This window comes from Spirochaetota bacterium, assembly GCA_034190085.1.
In the GTDB taxonomy this organism is placed as follows: domain Bacteria; phylum Spirochaetota; class UBA4802; order UBA4802; family JAFGDQ01; genus JAXHTS01.
On record JAXHTS010000077.1, the window covers coordinates 16,517 to 28,400 of the forward strand.

Below are 11,884 nucleotides of genomic sequence, written 5' to 3' on the forward strand. Positions count from 1 at the left end.
TTCTTCCTACTCAATGAATAATTTAGATTTTTCAATAAAAAATCTTTTATATGCTTTATCAAGCATTTTATGCGTATTCTTGATTAGTTCCCCATCGGTAGTCCTCTTCTGAATGTACATATCTATCTCTTCAAGATCGCTTTTCAGCATTCTGCCAATATCATCCAATGTCTGTGCATAAGCTACAGCAGTAGTGGATCTTCGCTCCAGTTTTCTCTTTTTCAATTCAACCTCAAGCTGCATATCCTGTTCAATCTTCTCCTGTTCCTTCTTCTTAAGTTCCCGCAGGATGTCCTCTGAAATGGTGGTGAGATTGATAGGGCTTATTAGTTCAAAAAATTTCAAATTGGCTCCATTCTCTTTTACTATTAGCTCAGGTACCAACTCGGTATAGAAATTATCTTCCATAAATGTTACGGTATTTTCATCCACTAAAATCCTGTTTTTTAAAGGGAGCGAGTTCATCAACTCTATCTTGAACTCGGGATAGCTTACCATCTCCTCATTTATTATTTGAATCCTATCCGTGATAATTTGTATCAAAACAGTAATTCCCTTTTCAGGAAGCCTTCTCTTATTAAAGTGTTGAAAATCATTGTAAATCTTTAAAGCGGTGTTTGATGCCAAAAAAAAATTTTGGAAATATGATGATACCCTGCCTTGGGTTATGCGTGTAATAACGCCTTTGTTCTGTTTTACTTCTGATATTATAAAATTAATAACCTCCTGATAGACCATGGTTAGTTCAATTGCATTAAGATTATGTATCATCTTTTCATAGTTTATGATTTCAATATTAAGTATGTTAGCATTATCATCGTGAAGCCCCTTCAATTGCTTCGATGTCTTATCGATCTTTTTTTTCCCAGATGCATCTAAATCTACTCCTTCATGCTTTTTAAAGATATTCACGATAAAATGATCGATTTCTTTAAGATCCTCCTCCGGTATCAGCTTTAATACCGGGATTATATCATTTGCAATGGCGTACTCATCCTTAAGGAGAGAGATGAGAAAGTAAGCAAACTCAACTGACTTAAGATTGCCCATCACTGAGAGTATTTCTCTCTGTATTTCTTTATTTTTTATAGACATCATATCCATGATTGATTTATGAGCTTCCTTATTGCCAAGTTGGATTAAAAGCAAACAGGAGTATATTCTCACCCGTATGCCAGGCTCCTTAAGGTACTCTTGATGTCTCTTTATCATTTGGCGCTTATTAAGATTGCGGGAATTATGTATAATAAATCCAATAGCCTGAACAATGGAGGCCTTTATATCATTATCTTGAAGATTATAAAAAAGTTCATTTAAATAATCAATATCCGATTCATTACCGCATTTACCCAAACAGGGTATTGCTATCCCTCTTATCCTTTGATTGGGATTTGATTCAATGATGCTTTTTAATATTTGAATAGTAGTAACGTTGCCGGATATATCCATTCGAAGGAGTATCTCCAGAAGTTTTTCAACAATCTCAGAATCATCGCTTACCCTATCCTTTATGAAATCGAGAATTATGTTCAGAGCCCTCTGGTCAGAGTATAATGACAGAAATCTGATAGCCCTCTTCTGATCTGCTTCATCTCCCGCGGTTAACATTACTTCTAACTCGCCGAGGATATATGAATAATTTAGCATGGAGAGTGTATATGTGGAGATTTCTAAAATAACTATATCAGGATACTTTTTAACGAAGTTATAGATTATTACTAGAGGAGACGCGGCATCAACAATATTTAATCTCCCAATAATTCTGCATAGCCTGACAATTCTATCTCTCAAATAACGCTTCTCAATGTTTATATCATCAATTCTCGATGCTGAGACCTCTCTTGATTTCTCATCCTCTTCAAAGAGCAATTCTATAAGACTGGTAAAACCTTCAATATGCTCTTCCTCAAGGAATGGCAATTCTTTCGATATCTCAATCACCATCTTTGGAATCATTGATCTATCGTCATCTTTGAGGAATTGTACAATTCTCTTTTTTAATCGATGAGTGAAGTTCTCTAATATGAAGTTGCGGACGTTTTGAAAAACCTGTGGAAATCCCTTCTCAATAACATCTGAAACCATAAATTCCTTTCTATAGTTCTCAAAATATGTTTCAAGAGTCACTATAATATAGTTATATAGTTTGTCTCTAAGGAGCATGTTCTTCCTAGTCTCCTTGAGATTGCTAAAGAAATTTTCAAATATATCTACTATGGTTTCATTCGCTCTAGGCGAGTCCACAGAAAAGGACAGAAGATTTCTAAAGAGTTTATCAGGATCCCTTACCTTTTTTATGTTATTCAATAACAGATCAAGTGTCATATCGATTTGCTCAACATCATTTGATGTAAGGCTCTTCATTACATAGATTAAAAATTCTCTGTGGTTACTCGAAATCATTGCATTGATAAATGCAATTTTTACTTTTGTTGAATAATTGTCAAAATAGGAGGTCATCTTGCCAAGCAATACCCTGATATCGAGTATAATTTTCTCTTCAAGCTCTGGATGATATGTAAAAAGCTCATCCTCCTTTAATTTATTCTTCTGTGCTTTTTCAATTAAGCTATCACATAACATGGATATTGATTTATATGCCGCATATATTATATCTTCATTCTCCTCCTTTAATAATTCTTCCCAGATAAATATATCTTTAAAGGATGAAAGAGCAATTATTGCCAGGCTTCTCAACTCATCCTTCGATCCCTTATCATTTACGATTGTTTGTAGATAGATGAGAATCTCTTTGGAATCCTCTCCGATTATTCTCAATACATTAAAAGCTCTTGTGATAAGATTGTATGCCTCAGGATCTTCCTTTTGGCATTCAATAAATTCGATAATTCTATTTATACATTTGGCCGAACTATGCTCCTCTAAATAATCAAAGATGTAAATCTTCTCAATATCTTCTATATCTTCATTTAAAAGACTTAAGAATAATTCTAAAACCTCATCATTGTTGAAATTCTTTAGCACTGATATCGCGCTTTCTCTTACAACACTCTCCTTGTAGATGTCTCGTAAAAGGATCTTCATTCCATTTTCAGACTTTAATATTCCCAATATCTTATGAAAGGCGATTCTTTCATAGGGCAATAGTTGAGTCTTTCTGCTTATTTCTAATTTTAATGATTGAAGTTGATCCTTCTCCATAAATTCCTCAAAATACTAATTTAAATGAGTAAGTGAAGGACTTATAATTTTTTTCCAAAAAGCACAATGGCACTGAGAGATGCAGATTCTCTTCTTAAAGTAATGATTATAATTGGGATGAAAGTTTTTTCATCCAGTTATGAAAGAATAAATCAAGCTGAGATTAAAGCATCCTCATAACTATCTCTTCACATCTTGGGCACAAATCTGGATGATCCTTATTCCTTCCGAGTTCTGTAGAATAATTCCAACACCTAACACACTTTTGCCCTTTCGTTTTATTTATTCCAATTAGAGAGTTATCAAACTCACCAAGCCCATCCCTCTCCTCTGTTAGGATATTCACCTTGGAGACCTGAAAGAATCTCTCAATATCACCACCCATCTCCCTAAGCCAATCTCTAATTATTTCATCTTTCACATAGATAGTAATCTCAGCCTCTAGGGATGTACCAAAGAGCTTCTCCTTTCTTTTTGTCTCTAGGGCCTTAAGTGCATCCCTTTTTATATCAACAATTGCATCCATCTTTTTCGCAATTTCAGGATTATTGTACTCTTCATTTAACCTATGGTATTCCTGATAGTGAATTGAATCAATGTTCTCATTAAATTTCCATATCTCCTCCGCTGTGAAGACAAGTATTGGAGCTATAAGCCTGATCAGGGTTTCAAATATCTCCTTCAATACTGTCTGTGTTGCCCTTCTCCTTGTGGAATCCCTCTGGTCAATATAGAGGATATCTTTGGATATATCGAAATAAATTGATGATAATTCCACTGCGCAGAAGTTCATTAATCCTCTATACACGAGGTGGAACTCGAATTTATCATAAGAAGTGATTATTTTATCTGATAAGTTATATAATTTGTGTAATATCCATTTATCAATATCCGATAGGTCATCATAGCCAATAGCTTTATCAGAAGAAAAATCGGAAAGGTTCCCGATTAGAAATTTAAAGGAGTTCCTGATCTTTCTGTATGAATCTGCAACCTGTTTCATCATATCGAATCCGATCTTAACATCATTTCTATAATCCTCTGACGAGACCCAGAGCCTGAGGATATCCGCTCCAAATTTATTGATCAGATCAATGGGATGGATTACATTGCCAGCAGATTTACTCATAGCAGCGTTATTTTCATCGAGTATAAAACCGTGGGTGATGACCGCATTGTAAGGCGCCCTCTGTCTAAGAGCAAGGGCCGGCCACAATGAGGATTGAAACCACCCCCTATGCTGATCGCTTCCCTCCAGATAAACATCAGAGGGCCATCTGTGATCCTCCCATTCATCAAGCACAGCAAAATGAGATATTCCGGAATCAAACCAGACATCTAAAATATCAAATTCCTTCTCAAATTCACTCCTCTTACACTCATGGCAGATTGTGCCCGGAGGCACAAGGTCTTTAATATCGTCAGTATACCATGCATCTATCCCCTTTTCAAGTGATATGTTAGCCAGGTATTGTATGCTCTCTGAGCTCATCAGATTAATTCGACATTTTTTGCATACAAATGAAGGGATAGGCACACCCCATGATCTCTGTCTGGACAGACACCAATCGGGACGCGTCTCTATCATCCCTCTAAATCTTATCTCTCCCCATGAAGGTATCCATGTAGTGTCATCGATGGCCTTTAAAGCCAATTCCCTTAATCCCTTATGGTCGATCTTGAAAAACCACTGCTCCGTGGCTCTGAAGATCAGAGGCTTTTTGCATCTCCAGCAGTGAGGATAGGAGTGCTCTATATCATCAGTAAAGAGGAGCGCGCCCTTTTCCTTTAACAGTTCCACAACAAGGGGATTTGCATCAAAGACATTAACTCCATTCATTTCCGAAAAGTCCTGGGTAAATCTCCCCCTGCAATCCACTGGAGAATACGTATCGAGTCCATATTCAAGCCCAATAATGTAGTCTTCATACCCATGCCCAGGCGCAGTATGTACAATCCCTGTTCCCTGTTCAAGCGTTACGTGAGTTCCAAAAATAACCCTTGATTCTCTATTGATAAAAGGGTGGGATACCTGTAGATTTTCTATCTGAGCCCTAGTTATTGGGACCCTCTCACCCTTTTGAATACCGATAATATCCTCCATTGCCCATACGAGACCATCAGCAACAATATAATAATCATCATTAAATTTATAAGCTGAATACGCAAAGTCAGGATGGAATGTCAAGGCAAGGTTAGCTGGCAGCGTCCATGGGGTTGTGGTCCATATGACGACATAGAGCCTTTCCTTATCTATACCCTCAAGATTAACAGATACCGGCTCAACCTTGAATTTCACATAAATTGACGGAGATGTATGATTGGCATATTCCACTTCAGCTTCAGCTAAAGCTGTTTCGCAGTTTGGGCACCAGTAGATGGGTTTTTGGCTCCTGTAAATAAATCCCTCCTTAAATATCCTCCCAAAGGTCTCAAGAATTTTTACCTCGTATTGTTTTGACATTGTGATATATGGATTATCAAAATTTCCAAATACGCCAAGCCTTTGGAACTCTCCCTTTTGTATTTTCATATATCTATCGGCATATTTTCTGCACTTTCTTCTAACGTTTATGACTGATTTGTCTAAATCGTCTTTTTCTAGCTCTTTTATCACATGAAGCTCAATTGGTAGTCCATGACAATCCCAGCCTGGCACATAGGGAACCTTATACCCCTTCATCGTCTTATGCTTTACAATGATATCCTTAAGTATCTTGTTCATGGCTGTGCCAACGTGTATGTTGCCATTTGCATAAGGTGGTCCGTCATGAAGAATAAATATCTCAGCATCCTTCCTTCGATTTAGTATCTCTTTATAGATATTGTCCTTATCCCAATTTGATAGCATCTCGGGTTCACGTTGGGAGAGATTGGCCTTCATTGGGAATTTGGTCGCAGGTAAATTGATTGTCTTTGAATAATCCATTATATCCTCGTCATTTTTCTATTCTTTCCGCTTATTTTGATACAGAAATGTTGCTGTTGAAAGTATAGAAAAAGCATTTATAAGCGTCTTTGTCAATTGAATTTCTCATATCCAGCATCAATTGGTCTTAATCGCTCATTATGTAGAGGTGAAAATGGACTTTTAGCTACCTTTGATAAATGCCATTTATATGTATGCATAGATGCAGGCTCTGCGAGTGCAGGATTATAATTGGAAAATCCTCTACATAATCTTTTTTTAATAGGATAGAAGGAAACATAAAGGTAGAAGATGCCCCAAGAGTATTGGGAAAATCACTCAGGAGGGAGAATTACGATAGGATAAGACACATTAATTTTATTCAAAAACTATTACTTTAATCCTACAAGTCCTACTGTTCGCCATCTTGATTTTATTCTTAATAAAGAATTTATGGTAGATTCTGGAAAATTAAGATAAACTTTTCCTCCAAATCCTAAGGCAGCTGCCATTAGGCTGATATGCGATAACGAGATCGGCAAATCAATCATCCAGAATGGTCGTTCAATCCCAACTTCTAACCAGGTGCCAGGGATGCCAAGGCCGGCAATAATACCCTTTAATTGCTCCTTTTCATCAATATGTTTACTAATAGCATCAATTAGTGATTTATCATCAATAAGTATAAATTTCCACCTCTGACTATTTCCTGAGGAAGGCGCAATTCGCGCTGCTTCAATTAAAAGCTCCCATTCTAATTGAGAAATAGTTGTTTTTGTATTAGTTTTTTTATCCTTCCATAAAGATAATGATTGTAGTGTATCTGAAATGTTTAAAAATTGATTGTTTTGTAAATTTGTAGGTATTTCCTCGTTTAAATCAAACACATTTCCATAAAAATTTGAATATACTAATTCATTTAATGGTTTACGCTTGCGTGATAGGGATTTATAAACAATATTATCAACATTAAATCCTCCTATCCTGTGATTTGTTTTTCCAAACAGAATACATGCTGGAACCCATTTGTTGGAAGGTAAGTTAAGTAATTTAGAAATTTCAGTGGCATTCACACCTGCCATCCATACAGATCCCAATCCCTTTTCAGTTATGTAAAGAACAGTATCTTCTGCTGCTAATGAAGCAAATGCATATGAAAGGGGTCTTTCTTCATCTCTGGCCCTTTTCTCTATTGAGAGGATAAGAACCCCACCATTTTTAACTTTTGACAACCAGGGATTAATTTTGCCTATAAATCCTTTATAAGCTGCTTTAAATAATTCTGGAAGACGATCTTGATTAGTAAAAAGAATGATATCGTCAACAGGACAATTTCTAAGTGCAATGGACTTTTTCATAAAAGCTTCAATATCATAAAAAATATTCTGCTCTATAGTTTCATTCCTATATTTCCTCCATGATCTTCGTGCAAGCATTACATCTAGAATGTGGATGCGGTTTTTAAAATATGAGTTATAATCTCGAGTCAGTTGTTTTGTATGATGTAGTTTCTTTTCCATAATATTAACGATCCATACCTAGTACACTTTATCCCTGAATTAATAACAATTCATGTTTAAGGGATTATTACATTGGCCGCAACTATACATTTTTGAAAATTCTACATATAAAATGTCAGCACACACCCATCAAGCAGTGGGAAACGATACTATCATTATATGATAGCCAGCTGGATACAATTATCGAATCTCAGAGGTTTACATTTCATCACGACCGTATGAATTTATCTATTTTTTGAAAGGATTAGTTATACATTTACTTTATAGTTAAGCTTAGCTTCATCTCCAGTGATACCGCGAAATCCCCAGCAATGTGCTGGTTGTTCATTAATTGTGATTTCAATATCTGCTGGGGCGATTCCAAGCTGTGTTTCCATTTGTTTAAATATCTCCTTTATTAATTTCTTCTTCGTCTCTTTTTCCCGACCATGCATCATATTTATCTCAATAACTGTATATGCATCGCTTCGTCCACCCGGATAATAAAAATTTTCTTTTTTCATTGGCACAAATCGATGTGCCCTCTTATCTTCAGGGATGCCAATAACAAGTCGCATACAATTATGGATAACATCAGATATTTTAGCTTTTATCGGATTCAGCTTTTCTTCAATTCCGTATATAACGATCATTATTACACCTATATACATAATCGCGATAAAATCCGTAAACAGGACATTTATTAAGATTAAGATCTAATAATTTTTTTTCTTTTGATCCCTTTAAAACTTTAGCTAACATAGTCCTACCATCACTCTTTATCAGTTTATCTGCGGCACGTAAAGTTATAGCTATTTTATCATAGGGTAGATCTTCCATACCCTTAGCATCAAGATGATATTAAATCCGATTTGCTTTATTGCTATTTGTTGTTTCATTGGACATTCATTATATCTTGTTTATTATATGCTCTTAATCTCCCTGGTTCTGGTTAATTGCTATATCCTATTATAAAATTATTAAACTATCATAGTTAAGATTGCTAATCAAATAGTGATATCTGAGTATTACTAAATATATTGCATTCACAGGATATTAGTACCTTAATCCCTAAGGGCTTTGTTCCTTCGGCAAGACTATTATGAGAATTAGACAGGATTACAGGGTAAACTGGATAAAAATCCTGTAAATCCAAATTCCTCATTATTTATAAAAGAACTGGAACAATATAAAATTCCTCAATTCTTAGATCTGCAAAAATAGCTTCAATACCATGTTTTGTAGAGTAATATTTATAATTATTACGCACTTTCCCAATAAGTCTATGCACAGGAAGTCATTTTATTATTCTTCAAGCATCACCTACGTTTTTTCCTGGGTTTCTCTCGGAGTGTATTATTTCTAAATCCTTCCAAGTATTTTGTTTGCATACAAGAATGTAGCCACTCCTTTTGTGTAATAAAAATCAGGGTGAGTCCCCTGAATGTATGATATTATTAATATTGATTATTCTATTGCCAATTAAGGGATGAAGCCTTGAATATAATCCACACATCCTTGCCTGGAAGAAGCTTAAGATCATAGACTGCATGTTGAGTCAAATTACATACAAGCTGAATTCCATGAGTCTCAACATTTACTTCTATCTTGCCAAATTCCTTTGCGGCGCTCATAGAGGTAATCCTACCCTTAAGATTGTTCTGGGCTGAAATGCGGGATTGCATAACATCTGAGATAATGATATCAGAGGGATTAAGAAGCGCAACAGAATCTAAGCGAGTGGGCTTTGTGCTATATATCTTCTTTCCATCACCTAAAATCATTGACCAAAGACCATCTACGTCTGGATTCCATGTCCCTTCTATAATATTTTCTAAACCAGAACCGACTAATCTTCCATTATGGATTTTGAATATCTCTTCTGTTACTCTATTCAACCAGAGATGATCATGACTGGAGATTATCAATGTAGTTTCGTTCATGTTGCGAATCATAAAAATTGCTTCTTTGATTAAAGTTGCGCTAGATTGATCAATATTTGAAGTAGGTTCATCCAATAAGAGCACCTTTGGCCTAATAACAAGTCTTGATGACAGGGCAACACGCTGTGCCTCTCCACCTGAGAGTTCAAACCATCGCCTCTTGGCAAATATTTCAGGCGACAGACCTACCCATTCTAAGGCCTCATATACTCTCTCTCGAATGTCTACTCTCTGTTTAAGCATTCTCAGACCATATGCGACATTATCAAACACGGTTCTTTTGAGAAGATATGGATCTTGTGGCAACAGGGTAACATTATTCCTGAATGATGCCTTATTGCTATTTACCTTTATCCCTTCAAAATAGATATTGCCCTCAATCGGATCCTCAAGAAAGGCTAAAATCATCAATAGCGTGGTCTTACCGCTTCCATTCGCCCCAACAAATCCTATAGAAGAACCCTTATCAATCGTAAGTTTCGAGATATCCAATCTAAAGATATCATTATATCCATGCTTCAAGTCTTCTATTTTATAGAGAGATGTATTATGCATCATAGTATTATGATTTGTTCTTAAGAATAATCAGTGACCAATTAATAGAAAAAGCCAGGAGTAATAACACCATACCTAATGCTATACCCATGGCGAATTCCCCCTTTCCTGTCTCCATGGCTATTGCAGTTGTAATAGTCCTAGTATACCATTTAATATTGCCCCCGATCATCATTGAGATGCCAACTTCTGAAATTGCCCTCCCATATGCAGCTATCGCAGCGCCTAAAACGGCATATCGAGCTTCCAGTAAGCTGTCAATAGCAACCTGCCTAGCGTCAGCCCCAAGTGTTAGCAGTGTTATTCTCAGACGCCTGTCAAGGCTTTCAACTGCTGTGGCAGTAAGCGCGATTACAATAGGGATAACAAGTAAACATTGAGCTATTGCTATTCCAGGTAGGGTAAACAAAAGGTTATAATCCCCACATGGCCCACTCCGTGAGATAAAAGCATAAACCAATAAGCCGACAACAACGGTTGGGAGGGCAAGAAGAGTATCAACTAATACTCTCAACTGCCTTTTCCCAGGGAAATCAAGATAACCCAGAAAAAAACCAGCGGGGATCCCAATTAAAAGGCTGAAAGTGATTGAGAGCGATGACGCTTTTAGCGTTGCGAAGATAGCCGAAAAGGTCTCTTCATCAAAACCTATAAGCAACTGGAATGCTTGTATGATGCCGTCAATAAGATATCCCATATACTATTTTCTGGAGTTTGGTATAAAAAGCCTCTTATCCAATAATCTAAAATCTCCGATCAGTTTCTGTGCCATTGGCGAGGTAAGCCAGATTATAATTTTTTTTACTAATTCATACTTAACATCCGGGCATTTAGCTGGATTAACAGCTATAATGCTATACTGATTTATAAGAGCTTTTTGATCTTCAAGAAGAATTGTAAGCAACGGGTTACCCTTTTGATTAGACTCATATTTGATAAAGGTTGCCCTATCGGTAATTGTATAGGCTTTTCGTTCTAATGTAATATTTATTGTATTCATCATACCCTGACCGGTCTGTATATACCACTGTTCTTTATCTGGGATTCTCAATCCAGCATTTTCCCATAGCATAATCTCCTTCCTATTGGTTCCAGAATCATCTCCCCTGCTTACAAAGAGAGTTTTATTCTTCCACATTTGACTAAAGGCCTCTTTGATAGACTTGCCTTTTATGTTTGCAGGATCCTCCCTTGGGCCTACTATAATAAAATCGTTATACATAATCTCATTACGATCAATTCCATAACCATCTTCTATATATTTCATTTCTGCATTTGGGGCATGAACCATAAGTAGGTCCACATCGCAGTTCTTGCCAAGCTCCAGCGCTCTGCCAGTGCCAACAGCAATCCATTGCAAATCAATACTGGTATCGGACTTTATACGCGGTTTAAGATAGTCCAATAGTCCGGTGTTGTCAGTGCTGGTTGTTGTTGCCATCTTTAGTACATGGACTTCAGTCTTCGCACACCTAATCACTAAAGAGCAAATAATTAAACATGGCAAAATCATTAATAATGTTCCTCTTGCCTTATCCATAACAGCACTCCTGTATAAATGAGAATTTGAAAATATTTTTTTCAAACTCTAAAATATTAATGCCGTATACTATCTTTGACATTGTGTAGTTAAAAGGCTTGTGCTTGCCCCGCAATTACGGACACATAGTTAAGCAACATATTTAATTATTGAATCAGATGATTCATATTCTTCCGGACTTTTATAGTCAAGAAAAGAATGAATTCTCTGTCTATTATAGAATACTGAAATGTATTCAAAAATAGCAAGCCGTGCTTCATCTCTCGTTCTATATCTT

9 protein-coding genes are annotated in these 11,884 nt (G+C 36.2%); all 9 read right to left on the bottom strand.

Annotation, left to right across the window (positions count from 1 at the left end; genetic code table 11):
• Positions 1-6 precede the first annotated feature (6 nt).
• Positions 7-3,162: a hypothetical protein gene (locus tag SVZ03_16020; protein MDY6935712.1), complete on the bottom strand. Its 3,156-nt coding sequence runs from the start codon at positions 3,160-3,162 to the stop codon at positions 7-9.
• A 163-nt stretch (positions 3,163-3,325) separates the two neighbouring features.
• Positions 3,326-6,091 carry an isoleucine--tRNA ligase gene (gene ileS, locus SVZ03_16025; protein MDY6935713.1) on the bottom strand — a complete coding sequence of 922 codons (2,766 nt, stop codon included), beginning with the start codon at positions 6,089-6,091 and terminating at the stop codon, positions 3,326-3,328.
• A 371-nt stretch (positions 6,092-6,462) separates the two neighbouring features.
• On the bottom strand, positions 6,463-7,590 hold the full coding sequence (locus SVZ03_16030; protein ID MDY6935714.1) for a nitroreductase family protein: 1,128 nt from the start codon (positions 7,588-7,590) through the stop codon (positions 6,463-6,465).
• 248 nt (positions 7,591-7,838) lie between these two features.
• Positions 7,839-8,222: a tautomerase family protein gene (locus SVZ03_16035; GenBank protein ID MDY6935715.1), complete on the bottom strand. Its 384-nt coding sequence runs from the start codon at positions 8,220-8,222 to the stop codon at positions 7,839-7,841.
• Positions 8,200-8,409 (bottom strand): RQC domain-containing protein, encoded by a 210-nt coding sequence (locus SVZ03_16040; GenBank protein ID MDY6935716.1) that lies wholly within the window; start codon positions 8,407-8,409, stop codon positions 8,200-8,202. The genes SVZ03_16035 and SVZ03_16040 overlap by 23 nt, the downstream gene beginning before the upstream one ends.
• A gap of 632 nt (positions 8,410-9,041) precedes the next feature.
• On the bottom strand, positions 9,042-10,070 hold the full coding sequence (locus tag SVZ03_16045; GenBank protein ID MDY6935717.1) for an ATP-binding cassette domain-containing protein: 1,029 nt from the start codon (positions 10,068-10,070) through the stop codon (positions 9,042-9,044).
• 4 nt (positions 10,071-10,074) lie between these two features.
• A complete protein-coding gene (locus SVZ03_16050; GenBank protein MDY6935718.1) occupies positions 10,075-10,764 on the bottom strand; it encodes an ABC transporter permease in 690 nt (229 codons plus the stop codon).
• A gap of 3 nt (positions 10,765-10,767) precedes the next feature.
• Positions 10,768-11,607, bottom strand: coding sequence for a substrate-binding domain-containing protein (locus tag SVZ03_16055; GenBank protein MDY6935719.1), 840 nt, complete (start codon positions 11,605-11,607; stop codon positions 10,768-10,770).
• Positions 11,608-11,736: 129 nt separating this feature from the next.
• Positions 11,737-11,884: IS3 family transposase (locus SVZ03_16060; GenBank protein MDY6935720.1), on the bottom strand; the 148-nt coding region annotated here is incomplete at its 5' end.

Coding starts and splice junctions, on each gene's coding strand:
- SVZ03_16020 (MDY6935712.1), bottom strand. CDS start 3,162: ATGGAGAAGGATCAACTTCAATCATTAAAATTAGAAATAAGCAGAAAG.
- ileS (MDY6935713.1), bottom strand. CDS start 6,091: ATGGATTATTCAAAGACAATCAATTTACCTGCGACCAAATTCCCAATG.
- SVZ03_16030 (MDY6935714.1), bottom strand. CDS start 7,590: ATGGAAAAGAAACTACATCATACAAAACAACTGACTCGAGATTATAAC.
- SVZ03_16035 (MDY6935715.1), bottom strand. CDS start 8,222: ATGATCGTTATATACGGAATTGAAGAAAAGCTGAATCCGATAAAAGCT.
- SVZ03_16040 (MDY6935716.1), bottom strand. CDS start 8,409: ATGGAAGATCTACCCTATGATAAAATAGCTATAACTTTACGTGCCGCA.
- SVZ03_16045 (MDY6935717.1), bottom strand. CDS start 10,070: ATGATGCATAATACATCTCTCTATAAAATAGAAGACTTGAAGCATGGA.
- SVZ03_16050 (MDY6935718.1), bottom strand. CDS start 10,764: ATGGGATATCTTATTGACGGCATCATACAAGCATTCCAGTTGCTTATA.
- SVZ03_16055 (MDY6935719.1), bottom strand. CDS start 11,607: ATGGATAAGGCAAGAGGAACATTATTAATGATTTTGCCATGTTTAATT.